This is a genomic window from Kitasatospora sp. NPDC034533 (assembly GCF_055575155.1).
Window position 1 is genome coordinate 69,985 of sequence record NZ_JBVITE010000024.1, and the last position, 24,627, is coordinate 94,611.

Here is a 24,627-nt window from a genome sequence, read left to right on the forward strand (position 1 = left end):
CGACGCCGCCCGCTGTGCCGACGCGCCGCCCAGCCGAAACACCGGTCGCGCCGCGTCGGCCATCCGGGCAAGCCGGCGCTCTCGCGGCCCCAGAGAACCGCCCACGCAAAGCCACTGAGCCATCCATCCGCCGAGCCCCGTGGCCGACGCCCCGCTCGGCACCGACCGGGGGCAGCGCGCAGAGCGGGCCCGGCAGGGTCGGTGCCAGGGCGAGCCGGTTCCGGGGCGGCGCGTCTCAGATCGATCGGATCCGCGGGGCTCAGCTCGCGCTGGGGGCGGGGGTCGCCGGGGTGGCGGCCGGGTCGGCCGGAGCGGAGGCGCCGCCGGCTGCGGCCGGGCTCGCGCCGTCGGTCGCGCCGGGCGCCGGGGTGGTCCCCGGGGTGCCCGCCGTGTCGGTGGCTCCCGGGGTCGGGGCCGGAGCCGTGCTCGCACCGCCCGAGGCCGGGGCGCTCGCGCCGCCGGTCGCCGCACCCGTCGGAGCGGCCGGGGCGGTGCTCGGGGACGGCTTGCAACCCTCCTGCTTGGCCATCGCCGCGCCGAGCTCGCCGCTCTGGAGCTTGCTCTGCGCCTGGGTGGAGAGCGAGGCCAGCTGCTGCACCTGGTCGGCCACACTGCGCAGCCCGTCGGCGAACTTGGCCTGGTCGTTGTTGGGCAGCGCGTCCAGCTTCTTCTGGACCTCCACGTAGCCGTCGGCCGCCTTCTTCAGCTCCTCGACGGTGTCCTTCTGGAGGAGCGCGCCGTCCTTCACCTTGGGCGCCCCGGCCGTGTCGATGGCCGCCGCTATGTCCTGGTTGGTCTTGGCCAGCCGCCCGATGTCGGCGGAGAGCCGCTTCTGGAGGTCGGCCGGGGCCTCGCCGGTCTTCACCTGACCGGTGTCGGCGAGCGCGGCCTGCGCCTGGGCGATCGGGTCCTTGGCCGCGCCGCAGACGGTGGACGCCCAGGACTCCAGCTGCTTGCTGTTGCCGTCGTCGCCGCAGCCGACGGCGCCGAACGCGAGCAGCACGCCGAGAGCGGGTACGGCCAGCAGTCGCTTGTTCACCGGGGAAAGCCTTTCGGTTCGGTCGTCATCGGTCGTCGAACCTACACGGCCGGTGTCCGTCCCCCGATTCCCGGTTCCCCGCCCCTGCCCGCACCCGTCCGCACCCGCCCGCCCGAACCTTCGGCCGCCCTCGCTTGAACGCTCCGGCCCCCGGGGGGCGTGGGCGCATCACGAGGACCTACGACCGACCACCGGATGCCCGCCTGCGGGAGCGCCCCTCACCGTGTCGAATTGTCGGATCGGCGACCAAGCCCGTCCGAAGCGGCGGGCGGACGACCGTGTCGGCATCCTCGGCCGGGGCCTGACTCCAACCCCCGGACCTCAGTCCCGGGCACGTGCGAAAGCGGCGTCTTCCCGGATCCTCAGAGCGCGACGATTCTTCAGAGCGCGACGGAGGCGGCCGATACCGGCCAGCTCATCCGGATCAGGCCACCATCCGTGCCGTTGGTGACCTCCAGGTCCTCGACCAGGCCGGTGATCACGGCGAGGCCCAGGGTGTCCTCGTCGGGCTCGCCGCCCTCGGCGTCGCCGGAAGTCGGGACGGTGGCAGGGCCGGCCTCGTCCTCGACCTCGATGAGGAAACGCTTCTCCTGGTCGGTCAGCGCGACCCGCACGGCGCCGCCGATGCCGCCGCGCTGGTGCAGTCCGACCGCGCGGGAGCACGCCTCACCGACCGCGAGCCGGACCTCGTCGAGCACCGACTCGTCGACCCCGGCCCGTCTGGCGACGGCCGCGGCGACCAACCGGGCCGTCCGCACATGCTCGGGAAGCGCGCTGAAGCGAAGTTCGACGGTTGCCATCTCTCCCCCTCGGGGTGCTCCGACCGGGGCCGGAGGTCCGGCCCCTGCGGGCCGGCGGAACCGGCCCGGAAACGCCCGAGGACGCGCCGGGCCCACGGACGGGCCCGGGCGCCCGGGCGCGAAGAACGGACTGGGCCGACCGAACGGGCCGACCCGTGCCGCGTCAGTCGGTCGCGTTGACCGCGTCGTCCACCGAGGTGTGGATCGGGAAGACCTTGGTCAGGCCGGTGATGCGGAAGATCTTCAGGATGCGCTCCTGGTTGCAGACGAGGCGCAGCGAGCCCTCGTGGGCACGCACCCGCTTCAGACCACCCACCAGCACACCGAGGCCGGTCGAGTCGAGGAAGTCAACGCCCTCCATGTCGACGACGAGGTGGTACTTGCCGTCGTTGACGAGCTCGACGAGCTGCTCCCGCAGCTTCGGGGCGGTGTACACATCGATCTCGCCGCCCACCTCGACGACCGTACGATCGCCGACTGAACGGGTCGACAGGGACAGGTCCACGGAACCTCCAGCACCTTGCCTTGCTACGTCATGTGCGATCCTCGGCCGGACGGCCGCCACCGCATGGTCGCGAGCCCGGGCGCGCCCAGCCAGCACGTGGCAAGCCTCAGCGCTGCGACCCACGGCCATACGGCCGTCACGGCCACATTCAACCACCTGCGACCATGCCCGCACGATGGCTTACGACGATTCTCCGTCACGCCGGTGACACACTGGGTCCCCATGCCGCCCCGACACAGCCCGCCCGAGGCACTGCTCGCGACCCTGGCCACCGGTCGGGGGCGAGCCGACCGGCTCACCCATACGGAGCACCTTCCCGCCCGAGCTGCGCGTTATTCACCGTGGCCCGACTCGATCCGACCGGAGGTCGTGGCCGCGGCGCTCGCCGTCGGGGTGGAACAGCCCTGGACGCACCAGGCAGAAGCGATGAACCTGGCCAAAAGCGGCCAGACTGTGGTGATCGCCACAGGCACCGCCTCGGGCAAGTCGCTGGGCTACCTCGCCCCGGTGCTCAGCGACCTGCTGGACGGCACCGAGGCCCGCAACGGCCGCGGTGCCACCGCGCTCTACCTGGCCCCGACCAAGGCACTGGCCGCCGACCAGCGCCGCCGGGCCGCCGCACTCGCCCCGCCGCGGGTCCGCGCCGCCCTGTACGACGGCGACACCCCGCCCGAGGAGCGCGAGTGGGTCCGCCAGTACGCCTCCTACGTGCTCACCAACCCGGACATGCTGCACCGGGGCATCCTGCCCGGCCATGCCCGCTGGTCCTCCTTCCTCAAGACCCTGCGCTACGTGGTGGTGGACGAGTGCCACAGCTACCGGGGCGTGTTCGGCTCGCACGTCGCCCAGGTCCTGCGGCGGCTGCGCCGCGTCTGCGCGCGCTACGCCTCGTCACCGACCTTCCTGCTGGCCTCCGCCACCACCGCCGACCCGGCCGCGACCGCCCGGCGGCTGACCGGTCTGCCCGCCGTGGCCGTCACCGAGGACGCCTCACCACGGGGGCCGATGGTCTTCGGCCTCTGGGAGCCGCCGCTGACCGAGAACGTCGGCGAGCACGGCGCGCCCGTGCGCCGCACCGCGACCGCCGAAGCCGCGCACCTGCTGACCGACCTGGTCGAACGGGACACCCGCACCGTCGTCTTCGTCCGCTCCCGCCGGGCCGCCGAACTCGTCGCGCTCCAGGCCCAGGACCAGCTCGGCCGGCCGCTCTCCGGACGGGTGGCCGCCTACCGCGGCGGCTACCTAGCCGACGAACGCCGGGCCCTGGAGCGCGACTTGCACACCGGCCGGCTGCTCGGTCTCGCCTCCACCTCCGCTCTCGAACTCGGCGTCGACATCTCCGGCCTCGACGCCGTCCTGATGGCCGGGTACCCCGGCACCCGGGCCTCGCTCTGGCAGCAGGCGGGCCGAGCGGGCCGGGAGGCCCAAGGCGCGCTGGCCGTGCTGATCGCCCGGGACGACCCGCTGGACACCTACCTGGTGCACCACCCCGAGGCGCTGTTCGCGGCACCCGTCGAAGCCACCGTGCTCGACCCGGACAACCCCCACGTGCTCGCCCCGCACCTGTGCGCGGCCGCCGCCGAACTCCCGCTCACCGACGCCGATCTGGAGCTGTTCGGGCCCTCCACCGCGCCACTGCTGCCGGTCCTGGAGCGGCGTGGCCTGCTGCGTCGGCGCAGCGACGGCTCCTGGTACTGGACCCGCCGCGAGCGCGCGGCCGACGCCGTGGACCTGCGCGGCAGCGGCGGCAGCCCGGTGCAGATCGTCGAGGCCGACACCGGCCGGCTGCTCGGCACGGTGGACGCCGCTGCCGCGCACACCACCGTCCACACCGGGGCCGTCCACCTGCACCAGGGCCGCACCTACCTGGTCCGGGAGTTCGACCTGGAGAACTCGGTCGCCCTGGTCGAACCGGCCGACCCGCCGTACACCACGGCCGCCCGCGACATCACCTCCATCTCGATCCTCGACACCGACACCACCGTGGACTGGGGCGAGGGCCGGCTCTGCTTCGGCTCGGTCGAGGTGGTCAACCAGGTGGTCGGCTACCTCCGGAAGCGGATCTCCACCGGGGAGATCATGGGCGAGACCAAACTCGACCTGCCGCCCCGTACGCTGCGCACCCGCGCGGTCTGGTGGACCGTCACCGAGGACCAGCTGTTCGACGCGGACATCCCGCTCGACCAGTTGCCCGGCGCCGCCCACGCCGCCGAGCACGCCTCGATCGGCCTGCTGCCGCTGTTCGCCACCTGTGACCGGTGGGACATCGGGGGCGTCTCCGTCCCGCTGCACCCGGACACCGGGCTGCCGACCGTTTTCGTCTACGACGGCCACCCGGGTGGGGCCGGCTTCGCCGAACGCGGCTTCCAGCGTGCGGTCCAGTGGCTGACGGCCACCCGGACGGCGATCGCCTCCTGCGAGTGCGAGCGCGGCTGCCCGTCCTGCGTGCAGTCGCCCAAGTGCGGCAACGGGAACGACCCGCTGGACAAGGCCGCCGCCGTCCGGCTCCTGGACGTCCTGTTGGCCGGGGCGCCCGAGGCCGCGGACGGACCAGAGGCGCCGGACGTCCCGGACCGGCCCGACGGACCGGACGGGCCGGACGTGCCAGGCGGACCAGACGGGCCGGACGGGCCGGACGGGCCGGAGGCGGCCTCGGGACCGGGCGGTGGAACCCCGGCCGGCTCATGAGCCCACCACCGCACCGCTCGGCGGTCCGTTCGAGGACGGGCCGGGGACATCGCCGGACCCGCCGCCCGACCCGTCAGCCGCCCCTCCGCCCGAGGCGTCCTCGGCCACGGTGACCGGGATGTCCTCGGCCCCGGTGACAGGTGCCCGCACCGGCCCGGCACGGGCCCTCGCCCGCGCCGGGCCGACCGGCAGACGCGCCGGGAGCCCGCGGACCCCCACCTCGGCCACCACCTCGACGGCGTCCGCCGACCGGTCGACCGTGCAGGACACCAGTCCGGCCCCCTGAGCGGTGGCGATCCCGGCCGCCCGCGCGCAGCCGCCGTCCTGGTCCAGCAGCATCCGGCCCGCCCCGGCCAGGGCCGCGAGGTCGGCCGCCGACTCGGCCCGGTGCCGGGCGGCGACCACCGAGCCGACCACGACCGTCGCCCCGAAGACCGACGTGCCCAGCATTGCCAGAGCGAGCAGCCAGACCGTCGCCGAGCCGGTGTCCGGCCCTCGCCCGGCCGCCGCCGCTCGGGCCGTGCGGGCGTCCGCCACCCGCACCGCCGCCTGCCTCGGCCCGGTCAGGACGGCCATGGACCACCACCTCCGTCCGCGACCGCCACCAGGACGTCCTCCCGCGCCGCCACGGCCGCCGCACCGAGCCGTACGGCGAGCAGTCCGCCGAGCCTTCCCGGCCCCGCACACGGCGCGTCCACGTCCACCCGCACCGTGTCGGCCGCCAACTCCACCCGGACCTGCGCGCCCGGCGGTGCCGCCGAGCGGGCGAGTTCGGCGGCATCCGGCTCCCCTCGCGCGGCCGCCCTGGCCCCGACCCGGGCCGCGTCCACGCAACGGATCTGCGCGGCGGCCGCGAGCACGCCCCAGATCAGCATCGCCGCGAGCAGCAGGAGCGCCGGCAGCGCCACCGCCGTCTCCGCCGTCACGTAGCCCGCGTCACCGCGCCGACCCGAACGCGGAGACCCCGCCCGACCGGCACCGCGGGACACCGCCGGGCGGCCGGGGCCCCGCCCCGGCCGCCCGGCATCCGCCTCGACAGCGGGCTGGACAGCAGGCCGGGCGACGGTCGGGGCCTCGGGCCTGGCGGCGGATCCGGGAATCCGGCGACCGCCCCTACGTCCCATGGAGCGCCCGCACCAGCATGTCGGTCAGCGCCGTCGTGATGCCGTCGCTGGTCACCACCTTGTACAGCGCGAACGCGAAGGCACACGCGCCCAAGGTCCCGACGGCGTACTCGGCCGAGACCATCCCGGCGTCCGAACGGCCCCGGCGCCGAGCCACCGTACGCACCCGGAGGGCCGCCCGACGGCTCCTGCACCGCCATGCCGTCGCCAGCGGCCGGAGCGGATGCCCGTTACCGGGCCTGATCACGATCTCTGCGGTCATGAATCTCTCCTCTTTTCTGATGTTCGTGAAACCGACACTCATTCACATGGTCTGGGCGAAGCGGCTGGTGAGACCGATGACCACCGGCACCACACCGATCAGCACGAAGGCCGGAAGGAAGCAGAGCCCCAGCGGCGCGGTGGCGATCACCGCCGCCCGGCGGACCCGGGCGTGCGCCGCGCGGGCGGCCGCCGAGCGTTGGCCCTGCGCGAGCCCGATCAGCGGCTCGGCGACCGGGACGCCGCCGAGGCTGCTGCGCTCCAGGCAGCGCGCCAGCGGCGCCAACGACGGGTGCTGTTCACCCAGTCGGCTCCAGCAGAGCTCCGGCGGTGCGCCCAGGGCCAGTTCGGCCCCGATCGCCACCAGCCGAGGCCCCATCGGCGGGCCCACGCTGCGGCCCACCGCCGACACCGCCTCCGAGGGCAGGGCAGCCGAACCGAGGCAGGCTGCCAACAGCTCGGCGCTCAGGGGTAGTTGCCTGGTCAGCAGCTCCTCCTCCCGGGCCGCCCGGCGGTCCAGCGGCGAACGTTCCCGGGCCGACCACCGGTGGATGCCCACCGCCAGCAGCGCCCCGACAACGAGCCCGGTGCCACCACCGACCAGCACGGCCCCCGCGAGCCCGCCGCCGACCGCCGCCACCATTCGTCGCCGGCGTCCAACGCCCAAGGTCACCAACCACGTTCGCCCGCTTCCGTCCGACGTTCTTCCCCCATGGGCGAGGGCCCGCCTCCACCTGACCCGACCACGCACCGATCTCCACACCGCGGCGGACGCGGCCACCAGCAGGGCGACCGCCACCCACTCGACACCCCGCATCACCGCGCCCCCGCCCCCGTTCCCACGCCCACGCCCACGCCCGCGTCCGCGTCCGCGCCGAGCATCCGAGCGCGCGCCCTCGACAGGCCACAGCTCCACCCACCCCGCCCTGGAGCGGGCACCCCACGGCCGGACCCCCACCGCCGCTCGCCCCGCCCCTCAGGCGCCTCCAGCGCGCCCCGGGCGGCCCCCCGGACGATGCGCGCCGTCCAGAGCACGCCCAGCCCCTCCAGGACCACCCCCGCCACCAGACAGCTCAACCCGGCCGGCGTGTGCAGGAGGACGTTCAGCGGACGGGCCCCGAGCACCGATCCGACGAACAGCCCGACACCCGGCAGCGCGGCCAGGACGGCGATCGTCGTCCGGGGCCCGGCCAGCTCCCCGGCGATCTCCTCCGCGAGCGCCCGCTCGCCGCGCAGCGCCTCCGCGACCCGCTCCAGCGCAGCAGCCAGCCCCGATCCGCTGTCCGCCGCCACCCGCCAACAGGCCGCGATCGCCGAGGCCCCCCTGCCGCCCGGGAGTTCGGCGAGCAGGTGCAGCGCGGCAGGCACGTCCCCGCCGTAGCGGCCGGCGGCCAGTCGGGCCACCGGCTCCTCACCGAGCCCGCGCAGCCGCTCCGGATCAGCCGCGAGCCGTGCGGTGACCAGGTGCAGCGCCTGCTCCGGCGTCGCCCCGGCGCGCAACTCCCCCGCCAGCCCGGCGCAGAGCTCCACCACGGCCGCAGACCGGTGCCGAGCCTGCGCCGCCGACCGCCGCCGCAACCGCCACCCGCGCAGCGGCAGGACGGCCACCACGGCCGCGAGCACCGGCACCAGCGAGTCGGTGGCGCTCCCGGCCACCAATCCGACCGGTAGCAGTAGCAGTTCGGGCACCAGGAGGTCCGGCAAGCGCCCCCGGGCCCAGACCTCGGCACCCGGACTCAGCCCCCGGACGGGTGGACCACTGCCCGCCGGCACCAACCTGGAACGCCACCCGCCCGGCAGTTGCTCCTGCACCGCGCGCCACGCCGCGACGGCCACCAGGCACAGCACCAGCGCCCAGCAGAGCGATAGTTGATTCCACGTCATGCGATTCACCTCCGTTGCCGTCGGCCTGTCCCGGCCGAGCCTGCGAGCAGAACCAGGGCTCCCGCCACGCACCCGCCCAGCAGCAGGGCGAAGGCGAGTTCCACCATCCGCACGTCCACACCCACCGGTCCGGCCACCGTCACCGCGATCACGACCGCCCCGACCCGAGCGAGACCCCGCGTGCCGCCAGCAGCCCGACCAGCCGCTCCCAGCCCGCACCGGGACGCAGGCCGCCGGACGCCGGGAAGGCCACCGCGGGTGTGGTCACGGCCAGCCCGGCCCGGTCCCCGGCCATCGTGTGGACCTCCGCCACCCGGCGCAGCCCCGATCCCGGATCGCGGACCAGGTGCACCACCACATCGAGCGCGGCCCGCAGTTGGCTGTGCAACGCCGGCCGGTCGAGGCCGGCCAGCGAGCCCAGGGCCTCCAGCCGGACCGGCACGTCCGCCGCAGTGTTGGCGTGAACCGTCCCGCAGCCGCCTTCGTGCCCGGTGTTCAGGGCCGCCAGCAGGTCCGACACCTCGGCCCCGCGGACCTCGCCGATCACCAGTCGGTCCGGCCTCATCCGCAGCGCCTGGCGGACGAGGTCCCGCAGGGTGAGTTCGCCCAGTCCTTCCTGGTTGGGTGGGCGGCTCTGCAACCGGACCACGTGCGGATGGGCCGGTTGCAGCTCGGCCGAGTCCTCGGCGACCACGATCCGCTCCTCCGGTCCGACCAGGCCGAGCAACGCTGACAGGAGGGTCGTCTTCCCCGAGCCCGTCCCGCCTGACACGAGCAGCGACAGCCGGGCCCGCACGATGCCCGCGAGCAGGTCCGCGCCCTGCGCCGGCAGGGCGCCTCCCGCCACCAGTTCGTCGAGTGTGAACGGCCGGGGCCGACACACCCGCAGCGAGATGTGCGTGCAGCCGGCCGCGATCGGCGGCAGCACGGCGTGCAACCGGGTGCCGTCCGGCAGCCGGGCGTCCACCCACGGCCGGGCGTCGTCCAACCGCCGCCCTGCCGCGGTGGCCAGCCGGTGGGCCAGCCGCCGCACCGCCCCGGCGTCGGCGAACCGGACCCCGGTGGCTCGGTGCAGACCGCCACCACGGTCGACCCACACCTCGTCCGGACCGTTCACCAGGACGTCCGTGACGTCGGGCTCCGCCAGCAGCCGGTCCAGCGGGCCCGCACCCACCAGTTCGGCGCGCAGCGAGCGCACGGTGTCCAGGACCTCGTCCCCGCCGAGCGGCGGGCGGGTGGCCCGCAGCGCCGCCGCGACCGAGCCGGCCGTCGGGGCGGCCCCCGACTCGGCCAGCCGCAACCGGATGGCGTCCACCAGGGCCGCGGAGCGCTGCTCCCGGGCCGTCCGGCCGTACGGGCAGGGCCCGTGCTCGGCCTTCGGCGGCCCGCCGGACGGCGGCACGCTCCGCAGCGGCCGCTGCTCCCGCGAGCCGGCACCGGTGCCCTGGCCGGGCCCGCCGGACTGGCCGGTCCGGCCGGACTGGCCGCCCCCGAGGACCGTTCTGCGCAGACGGACCATCAGTACACTCCCCCTCCGACCGCCGACACCGGCGGCAGCACCTCGTTCAGGAAGGTCGCGCAGAAGCGCGCCAGCGGGCCGCTCTCCCGGCTGCCGGGCGGGACGCCCTTCACGACGTCCGGGGCCAGGCCAGGCTCCGGTTCCAGCTCCCCCGCCAGCGGCAGCCGCAGCCCGCGGACGATCTGCCGGGCCGGGAGCCCCCCGGCCCGCACCGGCCGCACCACCGCCCGGACGTCCCCGAGCCGCATCCGGGCCGCCGCCGCGACCCGGTCGGCGGCGGCCACCGCGCGCAGCTCGGCCGCCACCACCAACAGCGCCAGGTCGGACTGTTCCAGCGCCTGCCCAGCGGCCGCGTCGAGGTGGCGGGGCACGTCGACCACCACCAGCCCGCCGCGCCGCCTGGAGGCGGCCAGCACGCTGCGCATGGCCTCCGGCGGCACCGTCAGGGTGTCGCCGCGGTCCCAGGACAGGCAGGACAGCGTGGAGAGCCGTTTGAGCGCCGGCAGCGCCCGGGCCAGCTCGGCCCCGCTGACCCTTCCGCGGGAGCCTGCCAGCTCCGGCCAGCGCAGCCCGCTGACCCGCTCGCCGCCGAGCAGGATGTCGAGGCCGCCGCCCAGTGGGTCGCCGTCGATGAGCATCGTCCGCCGACCCGCCCGGGCGGCCGTGACGGCCAGCGCGCAGGCCAGCGTCGAGGCTCCGGCCCCGCCGGACCCGCCGAGCACCGCGACGGTGACCGCCGGGCAGCCCACGCCCTCGGCCGCGTCGGCGATCCGGTCGAGCAGCCAGGCCTCGGCGTCGGGCAGGAACAGCACGTGCTCGGCCCCGAGTTGGACGGCCCTGACCCAGACCCCGGAATCGTCGAGGTCCAACCCGAGCAGCAGCACCCCGCCGCGCCGCCCCAGCCCGGAGCATCCAACGGCCTGGTCGTCCCCCACCAGGACCAGCGAGGCGCCTTCCCAGAGCTCCCGCGTCGGTGGCCCGCCCCGGACGAGTCTCGGTTCGGTGCCCGCGGCCGCGCAGATCCGCAGCAGGTGCTCGGCCAGGCCCTCGTCCTCGGTGACGACGAGCGGCCCGGCGAGCGCGGGGCCCTCGGCGGTGATGTGGTCGGCGATCGGCGTCGACATGGTGTCTCCCCTCCGCGTCGCCGTTCACCGGGGTGATCGACGACGCACGTCGGACGGTTGCGGCGGACGGCCGCCCGACAGACCTCTCGGAGTGGAAGGGATCAGGCCCTGCCCGGCGACCGCCGCCGGTCATCACGGTGGGGGGAGATCCGGATTTCGTCATCCGGGTTCCGATTGCCTGTGGATAACTCGGGGCTGTGGACGAAAACGTTCACCCGGGCGGGGGGCTAATCGGCGAAGAATTGACGAAAGGGGGTCACCGAGATGAACCGGCGACTCCTCGCGCCCCGATCCGTCGACCTCCCGACGGCCGCCCGCGATCGCCCGGACGACGCTTCCGGACAGGCCCGCGCCACCGATCGGAACCAGCCGTTCGACTCTTGGCGGACATGAGCAAACGACAACGCAGAGTGACGAAAGTCGAACATGTGACCGAGGTGTCGACACCCCCTGTAGGCCGCCGACACAGCGGCGCCGGATCCGGCGGAAGTGCCGTTCAAGCCCTGAAAATGGCCCCGGACGTGCGACGACCCCCGCCGGGGGGGAGAGCGGGGGTCGTCTATCCACAGCCCGACTCGGGGGGGAGGAGCCGGACCGGGTTAGCACGGTCGCGAACGATCCGTGACTTCCATGGTGTACCCGAGCGGCCAGAAACACAAACCCGCACGCCCGCGAGTACGCCGAATGGCGGGCTGTTTTGCGGCTCCCTCTATCCTCGGTTCCCGTGGACACCACCGAGAACGCCGACGACCACGCCGACGAGTCCCCGGGCGACACCACCGCGCCCGAAGAGCTCCGCCCGCCCGCTCGCCCCCGCCCGGGCGGGCCGCGCACAGCGGCCTTCTTCGACCTCGACAAGACCATCATCGCCAAGTCGAGCGCGCTGGCCTTCAGCCGGCCCTTCTACCAGGGCGGCCTGATCAACCGTCGGGCCGTACTGCGCAGCGCGTACGCCCAGTTCGTCTTCCTGGTCGGCGGCGCGGACCACGACCAGATGGAGAAGATGCGCGAGTACCTCTCCGCGCTGACCCGGGGCTGGAACGTCCAGCAGGTCCGCGAGATCGTCGCCGAGACCCTGCACAACCTGATCGACCCGATCATCTACGACGAGGCCGCCTCGCTGATCGAGCAGCACCACGCGGCCGGCCGGGACGTGGTCATCGTGAGCAGTTCCGGCTCCGAGGTGGTCGAGCCGATCGGCCGGCTGCTCGGCGCGGACCACGTGATCGCCACCCGCCTCCGGGTCGAGGACGGCTGCTACACCGGCGAGATCGAGTACTACGCCTACGCCGAGAACAAGGCCGCCGCCATCCGGGAGTTGGCCGAGACCGAGGGCTACGACCTGGCCGAGTCCTACGCCTACAGCGACTCCTCCACCGACCTGCCGCTGCTGGAGGCGGTCGGACACCCGTCCGCCGTCAACCCCGACCGGGCGCTGCGCAAGGAGGCGCAGGCCCGGGAGTGGCCGGTGCTGGTCTTCGAGAAGCCGGTGGAACTGCGGCGCCGACTGCCCGAGTTCTCCGCTCCGAGCGGCTCGGTGCTGACCGCCGTGGCGGTCGGGACGGCCGCCCTGACCGCCGGGGTGATCTGGTACCTGGCCCGCCGACGGCGCCCCGCCGCCTGAGACCGCCCCGGGACCACATCGCGCGGCAGTTCTGGACAAAACGGGCAATCGACGCAGACTTCACTATTTCGGGTTCCCCTTTCGCCCGAAACGCGATACAAATGAAGCACGGCCCGCGAGACCCGGTCAGGACCGAAGAGGTCAAACCGACAACGCAGTTCAGGCCCCACGGACCGCACGTACAGATGTCCGGGCACCCACATGCAGCCGACCCGCTGTCGGGCCGCCGGACCAGACGAACGGGCAGGATCCCCGTCTGATCGGCACTTCCGGTGCATGCATGGTCACCCGGTATCTGCACCAGCGGCGGCACCCAGCAGGATCAGGTGCCGCCGCATCCACGTGTCCGAGGCCGCCCGCCCCCTCGGGCAGGGCCGGTCAGACCATCCCGCGCTGCATCGCCTCGCAGACCGCCGTGCTCTCCCGCACGCCGAGCCGCAGCGCCCGGCCGCAGTGCGCGATCCAGGCCGCCATCCCCTCGGGAGTGCCGGCCAGGTAGCCGGCGAGGGCCCGGCGGTAGGCGGCGGTACCGAGCTCCGCCAGGCCGACCTCGGCCGGGCAGATCGACTTCGGGTCGAGCCCCTCGGCGATCAGCACGATCCGCTGGGCGGCCCGCGCGATCACCCCGTTGTGGGTGCCGAACGGCCGCAGCGCGAGCAGTTCGCCGTGCACCACCGAGGCCACCACGAGGGCCGGCGTGCCCACGCCCTGGCCCTCCGCGCGCGCCACCAGCAGCCGGGAGAGCTGATCGAGCCTGGCCGCGACCTCCTCCGCCCCCGGAGCGGGCGGCAGCACGGGCAGCGGCCCGTCCACGGCGTCGACCTCGACGCTCTCCACCGGCTTCAGATCCAGCGGGAACAGCTCCTCGGCCCCCTCCCCGGCCCGCCGCGGGCGGCCGGCGGCCTGCTCGCCGTCGCCGACCGCGAGCAGGTGCAGCCGGGCCAGCACCTGGAGCGGCGAGTGCCGCCAGATGCTGAGCAGCTGGCCGGCCTCCGCGGCGATCCGCAGCGCCGCGCCGACCGTCCGGGCCTCGGGGTCGGCGCCGAAGTCGGTGCGCCGGCGGACCTCCTCCAGCGGCCAGTCGGCCCCGGCCAGGGCCGCCGACGCGCGGGCGCCGCGCAGCGCGGACTCGGAGGTGACCTCGGCCGCCCGGCGGCGCATCACCCGGTGGCCGTAGAGCCGGTCGACGGCCTTGCGCACCTCGGCCACCGCGTCGGGCACCCCGGGGAGCTGGGCCAGCGGGGCGAGGGGATCAGTTCCAGTGCTCACCTACCCGAGAGTAATGAACGGGCGGCCACTCCCGGAACAGCAACCCCGCATCACCCGTTCGAGGCAATCCCCATTTCCCTCCACCGATAGGACCCAAACCCGGGCTAGCATGGCCACTATCGGAGACGATAACGATTTCCAATTGGGGCCCCTCCGTCGCACACGGCCCCTGGGCAGGCGGCCCCGCAGCGAGGGCCCTGAGCGAGAGTCGGAGTCCCCAGATGAAGATCGCTTTCGTCGGCAAGGGCGGCAGTGGGAAGACCACACTGTCCGCCCTGTTCATCCGCCACCTGGCCGCCTCGGGTCGACCGGTCATCGCCGTGGACGCCGACATCAACCAGCACCTCGGCCCCGCCCTCGGCCTGACGGACGCCCAGGCGGCCGAACTGGTCCCGCTGGGTGGGCACCTGTCGCAGATCAAGGAGTATCTGCGCGGCAGCAACCCGCTGATCCGCTCCTCCGAGGAGATGATCAAAACCACGCCGCCCGGCCGCGGTTCGCGACTGCTGCGGATCGTCGAGGAGAACCCGGTCTACGCCGCCTGCGCCCGTCCCATCGCCCTGGACGAGGGCTCGGTCCGACTGCTGGCGACCGGCGCGTTCACCGAGGAGGACCTGGGGGTGGCCTGCTTCCACTCCAAGGTCGGTGCGGTCGAGCTGCTGCTCAACCACCTGCTGGACGGGCCCGGTGAGTACTTCGTGACCGACATGACCGCGGGCTCGGACTCCTTCGCCTCCGGCCTGTTCACCCGCTTCGACCTGACCTTCCTGGTGGCCGAGCCGACCCGCAAGGGCGTCTCCGTCTACCGCCAGTACAAGGACTACGCCGGTGACTTCGGCGTGCGGCTGCGAGTGGTCGGCAACAAGGTGCAGGGCCCGGAGGACCTGGCCTTCCTGCGCCGCGAGGTCGGCGACGACCTGCTCACCACCTTCGGCCAGTCGGACTGGGTGCGCCGCCTGGAGCAAGGGGCCGAGCCGCCGCTGAAGTCCCTGGAGCCTGCCAACCGGGCCGTGCTGGAGGAGCTGCGGGTCGAGGCCGACGCCGCGTACGGGCAGCGGGACGTGCGCCGCTACACCGAGCAGGCCGTGCTCTTCCACCGCCGCAACGCGGAGAGTTGGGCCAACGCCAAGGTCGGTGTCGACCTCGCGACCCAGGTGGACGAGGAGTTCGTCCTGGGCGAGTTCGCGGACGGTGACGAGCACGCGGCCCCGGCGGGCGCCCGCGCCTGATCCCGCCCCCCACCGCGGCCGAACGGGCCGCGGCCTGCCCCGAACCGGGGGAGGCCGCGGCCCGTTCGCCGTGTCCGGCCCCGCCGCACGGAGGCGCTCCAGGCCCCGACCGCCCTACGCCCACAGGTTCCTGACGGTTCGCCCACCACCCAATGGAGTGAACCAGAGGATTTCCGCTTCCCTCCCGCGATCGCGCTGTGCAAAGCTTTCATTACCCTCGGTTTACCGAGTCTTGATGGTTCGCCCGGTGGCCCTCAGCGAGACGTCCCGCACCTCGCCCCAAGCCCCGGCGGCCCGATGGTCCACGCCGGCCGGTGACATCCGCACTCCCCGCCGCGACCACGCCACCCGCCACACCGTCGCGCCCCCACCACAGCCGATTCCGCCCGGAGCCCCGCTCCGGACCCGGCACCGGACCTGACTGCGTTCGCCCCCACCCCGGACAGACGGGAAGACAATGACCCTCGACATCTCCAGCGCTCCCATCGCCTCCGACACCACCGACCACGCACCGCCCGGCCCAGGGCACCGGATCCGCTGGGTCCAGGACCTCTCCTCCTCCCTCGTGGTCTTCCTGATCGCCGTACCGTTCTCCCTCGGCATCGCGCTCGCCACCGGCGCCCCGCTCACCGCCGGTCTGGCAGCCGCGGCCGTGGGCGGGATCGTGGTCGGGCTGTTCGGCGGCACACCGCTCCAGGTCAGCGGCCCCTCGGCAGCGCTGACGGTGGTCACCGCCGGACTGATCGCCCAGTACGGCTGGCAGGCCACCTGTGCCATCACCGCCGCCGCCGGCCTGCTCCAACTCCTGCTCGGCGCACGCCGGGTGGCGCGGACCGCACTCGCCGTCTCGCCCGCGATCGTGCACGGCATGCTGGCCGGGGTCGGACTCACCATCGCCATCGCGCAACTCCACATCGTCCTCGGCGGCTCGCCACAGAGCTCCGCGATCGCCAACCTCCTGGCGCTGCCGGGGCAGTTGGCCGGTCCGCACCCACCCACTCTGCTGGTCGGCGCGGTGACGGTGGCCGCCCTTCTCGGCTGGCCCCGCCTCGGCCGGCTCCCGGGCCGCGCGGGCGAGTTCGGCGCCCGGCTGGCCAAGGTGCCCGGCTCGCTGGCCGGTGTCGTGCTGGCCACCGCCCTCGTGCTCGCCCTGGACCTGCGGCTCGCCCGCCTCGAACTGCCGGACTGGCGACCGCGGGCGTTCCTGCCCGCGCTGCCGCACGGACCGGTCCTCGGACTGCTGGCGGCCGTCCTCACCGTCACCGTCGTCGCCAGTGTGGAGTCGCTGCTGTCCGCCGTCGCGGTCGACCGGATGTCCCGCCGCACCGGCGACCTCGACCGCGAACTGCGCGGCCAAGGCCTCGCCAACCTGGTGAGCGGGCTGGTCGGCGGGCTGCCGATCGCCGGTGGCGCGGTGCGCAGCACCGTCAACGTCCGGGCCGGCGGCCAGACCAGGTGGGCCTCGGTGCTGCACGGCGTCTGGGTGCTGGCCGCCGCCCTCGTGCTGACCGGCGGGCTGCGCCGGATCCCGCTGGCCGCCCTCGCCGCGCTGGTGCTGGTGGTCGGGCTTCACATGGTGAGCTTCGCGCACATCCGCAGGGTGCACCGGCACCGCGAGTTCCCCGTCTACCTGATCACCGCGCTCGGCGTGGTGGCCGCCGGTGTGCTGTGGGGCGTCGCGATCGGCGCCGGGACCGCCGCACTGCTCGCCCTCTACCGGCTGACCCGCGCCCATGTGGACGTCTCGACCGGCCCCGACGGCACGGTCACCGTGCGGACGCACGGCCCGCTCACCTTCACCACCGTGCCGCGGCTGAGCCGGGCACTCGCCGGCATCCCGGCCGGGGCCGAGGTCACCGTGGTCCACGACGGCGCCTTCCTGGACCACGCCGCGTACGAGACGCTGCACACCTGGCGGGCCGCGCACCAGGGGGCGGGCGGCCGGGTCTCGATGGTGACGCGGCGCCAGGACGACGAGGTGCTCGACCCGGACGGCACGGTGCGCGCCGGCAGTTCACCGGGCCCGCACCGCTGCCGGGCCTGGACGCCCTGGGTCGGCCACCACTGCATCGAGCAGCAGGAGGACCCGCACGGCCGGCTGCTCGACGGCGTCCGGGTGTTCCAGCAGCACACCGCCCCGCTGATCCGGCCGGAGCTCGCCCGGCTGGCACGGGAGGGGCAGGCGCCCTCCCAGCTCTTCCTGACCTGCGCGGACTCCCGGATGGTCACCAGCATGATCACCAACAGCGGCCCGGGGGATCTGTTCACGGTGCGCAACGTGGGCAACCTGGTGCCCGCGCCGCACGAGCCCGGCGCGGCGGACGACTCGGTGGCCGCCGCGGTGCAGTACGCGGTCGAGGTGCTGGAGGTGCGCTCGATCACGGTCTGCGGCCACTCCGGCTGCGGAGCGATGAAGGCCCTGTTGGACGGAGTGCACGAGCGCCCCGGTCCGCCCACCCCGCTGGCCCGCTGGCTGCGCAACGGCCGCGGCTCGCTGGACCGGCTCCGACGGGTCCCTGCGGAGTTCGCCGACCGGCCCACGGCGGACGTCGCGGAGCAGCTCTGCCTCACCAACGTGGTCCAGCAGCTGGACCAGCTGCTGGCGAACCCGGCGGTGGAACGCCGGGTCGAAGCGGGCACGCTGCGGCTGGTCGGGATGTACTTCGACTTCGCGACAGCACAGGCCTACGTCCTGGACCGGGCCGCCGGAACGTTCAGCCCGGTCGAGGCCCACAGCGGGAAGCACGCCGACCGAATCAAACACAACGCCGACGGCCCCCATGAGGCCGGACCCGATGCCCGGCCGGGCCGAGTGTCGGCCGAACGGGTGAATGACGACGAACAGGTGCCGGTCGAGGGCAGTGAGGAGGGCCCTCGGCTGGCCGCCTGAGAGCCGGGTCCGTGTCCCCGTCAGGCGGGCCGGGGCACGGGCCCACCCGCCCTCGCGCGGTCTTCCGGTCCACCGCGGCGGACCGTGCCGAGGGGCGACCGCCCATCGGTCAAAGGTCTACACCAATTCACAGGAGCCTCTTGTCAACTGCCCCGTTCGCCTGGTGAGCTGTGCGCTGGGACACACGGGACAATCCCCACGCACGGGATCGCCCCCGATCATGACTCGATGAGGAGTGCGCGTTGAGCAACGAGAGCCTGGCCAACCTGCTCAAGGAGGAGCGGCGCTTCGCCCCGCCGGCAGAGCTCGCCGCAGCCGCCAACGTCACCGCGGCCGCGTACGCGCAGGCCTCCGAGGACCGTCTGGGCTTCTGGGCCGAGCAGGCCCGTCGCCTCACCTGGGCCGTCGAGCCGACCGAGACGCTCGACTGGTCCAACCCTCCCTTCGCCAAGTGGTTCGCCGACGGCAAGCTCAACGTCGCGTACAACTGCGTCGACCGCCACGTGGAGAACGGCCTGGGCGACCGGGTCGCCATCCACTTCGAGGGCGAGCCCGGCGACGGCCGCTCGATCACCTACGCCCAGCTCAAGGACGAGGTCTCGCAGGCCGCCAACGCGCTGCTGGAGCTCGGTGTGCGCAAGGGCGACCGGGTCGCCGTCTACCTGCCGATGATCGCCGAGGCGGTCGTCGCGATGCTCGCCTGTGCCCGGATCGGCGCCACCCACTCGGTGGTCTTCGGCGGCTTCTCCTCTGACGCCGTCGCCTCCCGCATCCAGGACGCCCAGGCCAAGCTCGTCATCACCGCCGACGGCGGCTACCGCCGCGGCAAGCCGTCGGCCCTGAAGCCGGCCATCGACGAGGCGCTCACCAAGGTGGACGGCGTCGAGCACGTCCTGGTGATCCGCCGCACCGGGCAGGACATCCCGTGGACCGAGGGCCGTGACGTCTGGTGGCACGAGATCACCGCGCGCCAGTCCACCGAGCACACCCCCGAGGCGCACGACGCCGAGCACCCGCTGTTCATCCTCTACACCTCGGGCACCACCGGTAAGCCCAAGGGCATCCTGCACACCTCGGGCGGCTACCTCACCCAGGCCAGCTACACCCACCACGCCGTCTTCGACCTCAAGCCGGAGACCGACGTCTACTGGTGCACCGCCGACATCGGCTGGGTCACCGGCCACTCGTACATCGTCTACGGCCCGCTCTCCAACGGCGCCACCCAGGTCATCTACGAGGGCACCCCGGACACCCCGCACCAGGGCCGGTTCTGGGAGATCGTCCAGAAGTACGGCGTGACCATCCTCTACACCGCGCCGACCGCGATCCGCACCTTCATGAAGTGGGGCGACGACATCCCCGCGAAGTTCGACCTGTCCTCGCTGCGGGTGCTGGGCAGCGTCGGCGAGCCGATCAACCCCGAGGCCTGGATCTGGTACCGCGAGCACATCGGCGCCGGCACCTGCCCGATCGTGGACACCTGGTGGCAGACCGAGACCGGCGCCATCATGATCAGCCCGCTGCCGGGCGTCACCGAGACCAAGCCGGGCTCGGCCCAGCGCGCCCTGCCGGGCATCGCGGCCACCGTGATGGACGACGAGGGCAACGAGGTGCCGAACGGCTCCGGCGGCTACCTGGTGCTCACCGAGCCGTGGCCGTCCATGCTCCGCACCATCTGGGGCGACGACCAGCGCTACGTCGACACCTACTGGTCGCGTTTCGAGGGCCGCTACTTCGCCGGTGACGGTGCCAAGAAGGACGAGGATGGGGACATCTGGCTGCTCGGCCGGGTGGACGACGTCATGCTCGTCTCGGGCCACAACATCTCCACCACCGAGGTCGAGTCGGCCCTGGTGGGCCACCCGTCGGTGGCCGAGTCCGCGGTGGTCGGCGCCACCGACGCCACCACCGGCCAGGCCATCGTCGCGTTCGTGATCCTGCGCGGCGGGGTCGCCGAGACCCCCGAGCTGGTCGAGGAGCTGCGGGCGCACGTCGGCCGCACGCTCGGCCCGATCGCCAAGCCGAAGCAGATCAAGGTGGTCGGCGAGCTGCCGAAGACCCGCTCCGGCAAGATCATGCGCCGCCTGCTGCGCGACATCGCCGAGGGCCGCGAGGTCGGTGACACCACCACGCTGGCCGACAGCACGGTGATGAGCCAGATCCAGGCCCAGCTGCCGTCCTCGGACAACGGCAACGGCTGAACCCTCTGAGACAGCGGCTGTGCCCCGGGCGGTGACCACCGTCCGGGGCACAGCCGTCTCATCGGCCCCTCCCGAGCGCCGAGACCCCTCCCAGGCGCCGAGACCCCACCCGGGCGCCGAGGGCCCCACCCGGGCGCCGAGACCCCATCCAGGCGCCGAGACCCCACCCGGGCGCCGAGACCCCACCCGGGCGCCGAGGCCCCCCAGGCCCCAGAAACCCCACCCGGGCAGCAGGCCACTGCTCCTCCGAGGTGCAGTACCAGCTCGAAGGGTTTAAGTCCTTGAATAGGACAATCCGGATGTCACCCGAACTCCCGTTAGACTGTTAGGGACGTATCAAGATCCCTTGACCGGGACCGCGGGCGTCACAGGGCGCGCCGGGAAGTCTGGTCGGCAACTGCACCACCCGTGCATCCGTTGCCGCTCCCAGCCCCAGGAGGTCCGCGTGACCGACCAGCCGCCCGTCCACGAGCCGACGACCCGCCGCCGGCAATTCCTCGGTCGGCTCTCACTGCCCGAGCGCACCTTCATCACCGACGCCCTGCGCACCGAAACGGTCGGCGGCATGCTGCTGCTGGGCGCCGCCGCCATCGCGCTGATCTGGGCCAACATCTGGCCGGACGCGTACCGGAGCATGCTCGACTACACCGTCGGCCCCTCCGCCCCGCTGCACCTCGACCTCTCCCTGGCCACCTGGGCCAAGGACGGCCTGCTGGCGATCTTCTTCTTCGTCGCCGGGATCGAGCTCAAACGCGAGTTCGTCGCGGGTGAGCTGCGCACGCCCAGTGCCGCGCTGCTGCCCGTGGTCGCCGCCGTCTGCGGGGTCGCGCTGCCCGCGATCCTGTTCGCCCTCGTGAACTCCGGCGGCGGCGGGCACCCCAGCGGCTGGGCGATCCCGACCGCCACCGACATCGCCTTCGCGCTCGGCGTGCTGGCCGTGGTCGGCAGCCACCTGCCGTCCGCGCTGCGTGCCTTCCTGCTCACCCTGGCGGTGGTCGACGACCTGATCGCGATCCTGATCATCGCGATCTTCTACAGCCACGGCATCAAGTTCTGGGCGCTCGGCCTGGCCTTCGCCGGCCTGGTGCTGTTCTGGTTCCTGCACCGGCGTGGCGTCCACGGGTGGTACGTCTTCGTGCCGCTGGCCGTCGTCACCTGGGCGTTCATGCACGAGAGCGGCATCCACGCCACGGTGGCGGGCGTCGCGATGGGCCTGATGCTGCGCTGCCACCGGGAGGGTGACGAGCAGCACTCCCCCGGCGAGCACATCGAGCACCTGGTCCGCCCGTTCTCGGCCGGCCTGGCCGTCCCGCTGTTCGCGCTGTTCTCGGCCGGGGTGGCGATCTCCGGTCCGACCCTGCGCGAGGTGTTCACCCAGGCCACCCCGATCGGCGTCGTGATCGGCCTGCTGGTCGGCAAGTCGGTGGGCGTGTTCGGCGGCACCTGGCTGACCGCCCGCTACACCAAGGCCGAACTGAACCCGCAGCTCAAGTGGGCGGACATGTTCGCCGTCTCGGTACTGGCCGGCATCGGATTCACCGTCTCGCTGCTGATCAGCGAGCTGGCCTTCCCGGACGACCCGACGCTCGCCAGCCGAGCCAAGACCGCCGTCCTGGTCGGCTCGCTGATATGCGCGACGGTCGCCACCGTGCTGCTGAAGCTCCGCAACCGGCACTACCGGGCGCTGTGCGAGGAGGAGGAGCGGGACGTGGACGGGGACGGCATCCCGGACGTCTACCAGGAGGACGACCCGGCCTGGCGGGCGCGGGTCGGCGAGGACCGCCACCCCGCCCCCGGAACCGACCGGGAGCCCGGCCGGACTCCCACTCGGGAGGCCGACCCGCGGTCCGGCCGGGAGCCCGGCCCCGGCCGGTCCGGACGGCCCGCCTGAGCCGCCCCGCAGAGCCTCTCCCGAAGGCCCGGGCCGGGTCCCCGCAGGTCGCCCGCAGGTCGACCGCGGGTTCCCGGCGGGTTCCCGGCGAGCGCGCGGAGGGGCTGCCGAAGGACCCCGGCTGCCGGGACACGTCCCTCCGGCGGGGCCCCGGAGTGGTGTGCGACTGACCGGTAAGGGCATGATTCTGAGCTGTCGACAACCCACAGACGCCTCCGGAACCCCCACCGGCCCCCGGAACCGCACAGCCGCGGTGGCGTCACGCCGTACAGCCGCAGAGGAGAACCGCTGATGCCCGCAGGAGCCGCAGACCCGTCCAGCAACGGCCGGGCGCCCTACGAGGGCGAGCGTTCGGTGGGGCAGCTGTTCGCGGCGGCCACCTCCGACCTGTCCGCGCTGGTCCACGACGAGATCGCGCTCGCCAAGGCCGAGATCCGGGCGGACGTCAAGCGCGGCGTCTCTGGCGGTGTCTCGCTGATCGTCGCCGGCGTGGTGGCGCTGTTCTCCATCCCGATGCTGAGCGCCGCGGCCGCCTTCGGCATCCACGCGCTGGGCCTGTCGCTGGGCTGGTCCTTCCTGATCGTGGCCGGTGCCTACCTGCTGCTCGCGGTGCTGCTCGGGATGCTGGCCTGGCGTTCGTTCAAGAAGATCGAGAAGCCGGTCCGCACCATCGAGGGCGCGCAGAAGACGGCCGACGTGCTGAAGAACGCCCGGCCGCGCCCGGCCACCAAGGAGGAGATCGACCGGGCCCTCGGCCGCATCCCGTAAGCAGGAGGTCGGCGGCCCCGACGTCGACGGCCCCGCGCCAGGCGGCCTCACGCCGGGCGGCCCCCGCGCCGGGCGGCCGGTGCCAGGCGGCCCCCGCTCGCCGGGCTGCCCCGCGCCGGAGTCGGCGCGCGTCGACGGCCCCGCGTCGCAGGCACCGGGACCCGCCGACAACGAGTGCCGGGCACATGTCCGGCGCCCGGATGTGACACGCTCTCGGTATGCCGCTCGACCAGAAGCCCGTGCCCGCGCAGCCGCCCGCCGCCTCCGGCCCCGACTCCGGCGCCGGCCCGACCCCCGAAGGCCCCGGCACCGCCCCCGAGGACACCGACCTGGCCCCCGCGCGGGAGCCTGACCGGGAGCCCGGACCGGAGCCCGAGCGGAGCCGGGAACGGGAACCCCTCGAAGCGGCCCCCGGCGCGGCCCCGGCAGCGGGTGGCGAGGCCTGGGACATCCGGCAGCCCGGCCCGTGGACGCACCGCGACCTCGCGGCCAACGGCGCCCGCTTCCACATCGCCGAGCTGGGCTCCGGCCCGCTGGTGCTGCTGGTGCACGGCTGGCCCGAGTACTGGTGGGCGTGGCGCCACCAGCTGACCGCGCTCGCCGACGCCGGCTACCGCGCGGTGGCCCTCGACCTGCGCGGCATCGGCGGCAGCGACCGCACCCCGCGCGGGTACGACCCGGGCAACCTCGCCCTGGACATCACCGGCGTGATCCGCTCGCTCGGCGAGCGCCGGGCCCACCTGGTCGGGCACGCCTCCGGCGGCACGCTGGCCTGGGTCGCGGCGGTGATGCGCCCGTCCGTCATCCAGAGCCTGACCGTGGTCTCCGCCGCGCACCCGAGGGACCTGCGCCGGGCGCTGCTGACCGACCGACGGCAGTTCGCCGCCTTCGAGCACGTCCTGGGCTTCCAGCGGCCGTGGATACCGGAACGCCGGCTGGTGGCCGACGACGCCGAGCTGGTCGGCCGCTACCTGGCCTCCTGGACCGGCCCGAACGGCCTGGACGAGGCCTCGGTGCACGCGTACCGGCAGGCGATCCAGATCCCCAGCACGGCGCACTGCTCGATCGAGCCGTACCGCTGGCTGCTGCGCTCGATGGCCCGGCCGGACGGCATCCAGTTCGCCCGGCGGATGAAGAAGCCGATCACCGCGCCGACGCTGCACGTCCAGGGCGCGGCGGACCCGGTGCTGCTGTCGCACACCGCGCTCGGCGGCGGCGAGTACGTGGCCGCGCCGTACCGCTGGCGGCTGCTGCCGGGGGTCGGGCACTTCCCGCACGAGGAAGCGCCGGAGGAGTTCACCGCCGAGCTGCTGGACTGGGTCGGCCGTCACAAGGAGTGACCTGCCCGGAGCCGAACGGGGGCACGCGGCGAACCGGGCGACGGACCGCACGTCGGACCGTGTGACGGGACCGTGACGGAGCCGTCACGGAGCCGGACGTGCGACCCCCAGGACGGGGCCTTTGGTCCCAACTCCCTTGACACTGAACTCATATGACAACCGCATAGGCCAATTTCGGCGCGCCCCGGGCGGTTACCTCCACCGGCCCAGGGGCATCCATTCCGGTATGAGTTGGATGCCCGAAAGCGGCGGCGCCCCGCGCGGCCGAAGCCACAACAGCCCTCAGCGTTCCGTCCACCGCCCCGACCGGGCGGACGACCTCGGCTTCGACGGGCCGGACGGCCGTCAGCACACGGAACGGCGGCAGCTCGGCATCCCGCGCATCCTCGGCCGGCGCGCCCGCTGGGTGGGCGCACGACTGCGGCGCGAGACCTGAGGCCTCGCGCCGCATCCCCTCGTGAGCGCCGGTCA

The 24,627-nt window shown here is 73.9% G+C and carries 20 protein-coding genes; 9 read left to right on the forward strand and 11 right to left on the reverse strand.

Going from position 1 to position 24,627, the window contains the following annotated elements; all coding sequences use genetic code 11:
• Positions 1 to 259 precede the first annotated feature (259 nt).
• The 3 genes from ACZ55U_RS18800 to bldG all read right to left on the reverse strand — a co-directional run bounded on the left by ACZ55U_RS18800 (position 260) and on the right by bldG (position 2,344).
• Positions 260 to 1,039 (reverse strand): small secreted protein, encoded by a 780-nt coding sequence (locus ACZ55U_RS18800; RefSeq protein WP_465527246.1) that lies wholly within the window; start codon positions 1,037 to 1,039, stop codon positions 260 to 262.
• A gap of 380 nt (positions 1,040 to 1,419) precedes the next feature.
• Positions 1,420 to 1,839 carry an ATP-binding protein gene (locus ACZ55U_RS18805; protein WP_465527247.1) on the reverse strand — a complete coding sequence of 140 codons (420 nt, stop codon included), beginning with the start codon at positions 1,837 to 1,839 and terminating at the stop codon, positions 1,420 to 1,422.
• A 163-nt stretch (positions 1,840 to 2,002) separates the two neighbouring features.
• The gene (gene bldG, locus ACZ55U_RS18810; RefSeq protein WP_049659132.1) at positions 2,003 to 2,344 is read right to left on the reverse strand and encodes an anti-sigma factor antagonist BldG; all 342 of its coding nucleotides are present in this window, start codon (positions 2,342 to 2,344) and stop codon (positions 2,003 to 2,005) included.
• A 222-nt stretch (positions 2,345 to 2,566) separates the two neighbouring features.
• Here bldG and ACZ55U_RS18815 point away from each other — a divergent pair, with 222 nt between their 5' ends.
• Entirely contained in the window at positions 2,567 to 5,032 is a 2,466-nt protein-coding gene (locus ACZ55U_RS18815) for a DEAD/DEAH box helicase (RefSeq protein WP_465527248.1), read from the forward strand.
• On the opposite strand, the gene ACZ55U_RS18820 is transcribed toward ACZ55U_RS18815, so the two are convergent.
• The 7 genes from ACZ55U_RS18820 to ssd all read right to left on the reverse strand — a co-directional run bounded on the left by ACZ55U_RS18820 (position 5,027) and on the right by ssd (position 10,944).
• Positions 5,027 to 5,608 (reverse strand): Rv3654c family TadE-like protein, encoded by a 582-nt coding sequence (locus tag ACZ55U_RS18820; RefSeq protein WP_465527249.1) that lies wholly within the window; start codon positions 5,606 to 5,608, stop codon positions 5,027 to 5,029. The genes ACZ55U_RS18815 and ACZ55U_RS18820 overlap by 6 nt on opposite strands.
• Positions 5,596 to 5,958, reverse strand: coding sequence for a TadE family type IV pilus minor pilin (locus tag ACZ55U_RS18825; RefSeq protein ID WP_465527250.1), 363 nt, complete (start codon positions 5,956 to 5,958; stop codon positions 5,596 to 5,598). The genes ACZ55U_RS18820 and ACZ55U_RS18825 overlap by 13 nt, the downstream gene beginning before the upstream one ends.
• 187 nt (positions 5,959 to 6,145) lie before the next feature.
• A complete protein-coding gene (locus ACZ55U_RS18830) occupies positions 6,146 to 6,418 on the reverse strand; it encodes a DUF4244 domain-containing protein (protein ID WP_465527251.1) in 273 nt (90 codons plus the stop codon).
• 42 nt (positions 6,419 to 6,460) lie between these two features.
• Positions 6,461 to 7,060, reverse strand: coding sequence for a type II secretion system F family protein (locus tag ACZ55U_RS18835; RefSeq protein ID WP_465527252.1), 600 nt, complete (start codon positions 7,058 to 7,060; stop codon positions 6,461 to 6,463).
• Positions 7,061 to 7,233: 173 nt separating this feature from the next.
• Positions 7,234 to 8,301: a type II secretion system F family protein gene (locus tag ACZ55U_RS18840; protein ID WP_465527253.1), complete on the reverse strand. Its 1,068-nt coding sequence runs from the start codon at positions 8,299 to 8,301 to the stop codon at positions 7,234 to 7,236.
• A gap of 148 nt (positions 8,302 to 8,449) precedes the next feature.
• Complete coding sequence (locus tag ACZ55U_RS18845) at positions 8,450 to 9,811, reverse strand: TadA family conjugal transfer-associated ATPase (protein WP_465527270.1); 1,362 nt, start codon at positions 9,809 to 9,811, stop codon at positions 8,450 to 8,452.
• An 8-nt stretch (positions 9,812 to 9,819) separates the two neighbouring features.
• Entirely contained in the window at positions 9,820 to 10,944 is a 1,125-nt protein-coding gene (gene ssd / locus ACZ55U_RS18850; RefSeq protein ID WP_465527254.1) for a septum site-determining protein Ssd, read from the reverse strand.
• A 724-nt stretch (positions 10,945 to 11,668) separates the two neighbouring features.
• Here ssd and ACZ55U_RS18855 point away from each other — a divergent pair.
• Positions 11,669 to 12,568 (forward strand): HAD family hydrolase, encoded by a 900-nt coding sequence (locus tag ACZ55U_RS18855; RefSeq protein WP_465527255.1) that lies wholly within the window; start codon positions 11,669 to 11,671, stop codon positions 12,566 to 12,568.
• A gap of 378 nt (positions 12,569 to 12,946) precedes the next feature.
• Here ACZ55U_RS18855 and ACZ55U_RS18860 read toward each other — a convergent pair whose 3' ends face one another.
• Positions 12,947 to 13,837, reverse strand: coding sequence for a Fic family protein (locus tag ACZ55U_RS18860; RefSeq protein WP_465527256.1), 891 nt, complete (start codon positions 13,835 to 13,837; stop codon positions 12,947 to 12,949).
• 221 nt (positions 13,838 to 14,058) lie between these two features.
• On the opposite strand from ACZ55U_RS18860, the gene ACZ55U_RS18865 reads away from it, so the two are divergent.
• From ACZ55U_RS18865 to ACZ55U_RS18895, 7 genes are all read left to right on the forward strand, one after another.
• A complete protein-coding gene (locus ACZ55U_RS18865; RefSeq protein ID WP_465527257.1) occupies positions 14,059 to 15,066 on the forward strand; it encodes an ATP-binding protein in 1,008 nt (335 codons plus the stop codon).
• Between the two features lie 457 nt (positions 15,067 to 15,523).
• Positions 15,524 to 17,956, forward strand: coding sequence for a SulP family inorganic anion transporter (locus ACZ55U_RS18870; protein ID WP_465527258.1), 2,433 nt, complete (start codon positions 15,524 to 15,526; stop codon positions 17,954 to 17,956).
• Positions 17,957 to 18,198: 242 nt separating this feature from the next.
• Positions 18,199 to 20,157, forward strand: coding sequence for an acetate--CoA ligase (gene acs, locus ACZ55U_RS18875; protein ID WP_465527259.1), 1,959 nt, complete (start codon positions 18,199 to 18,201; stop codon positions 20,155 to 20,157).
• A 445-nt stretch (positions 20,158 to 20,602) separates the two neighbouring features.
• Complete coding sequence (nhaA, locus tag ACZ55U_RS18880; RefSeq protein WP_465527260.1) at positions 20,603 to 22,048, forward strand: Na+/H+ antiporter NhaA; 1,446 nt, start codon at positions 20,603 to 20,605, stop codon at positions 22,046 to 22,048.
• Positions 22,049 to 22,339: 291 nt separating this feature from the next.
• The gene (locus ACZ55U_RS18885; protein WP_465527261.1) at positions 22,340 to 22,816 is read left to right on the forward strand and encodes a phage holin family protein; all 477 of its coding nucleotides are present in this window, start codon (positions 22,340 to 22,342) and stop codon (positions 22,814 to 22,816) included.
• A 218-nt stretch (positions 22,817 to 23,034) separates the two neighbouring features.
• Complete coding sequence (locus tag ACZ55U_RS18890) at positions 23,035 to 24,156, forward strand: alpha/beta fold hydrolase (protein WP_465527262.1); 1,122 nt, start codon at positions 23,035 to 23,037, stop codon at positions 24,154 to 24,156.
• A gap of 226 nt (positions 24,157 to 24,382) precedes the next feature.
• Positions 24,383 to 24,592, forward strand: coding sequence for a hypothetical protein (locus ACZ55U_RS18895; protein WP_465527263.1), 210 nt, complete (start codon positions 24,383 to 24,385; stop codon positions 24,590 to 24,592).
• Positions 24,593 to 24,627 lie beyond the last annotated feature (35 nt).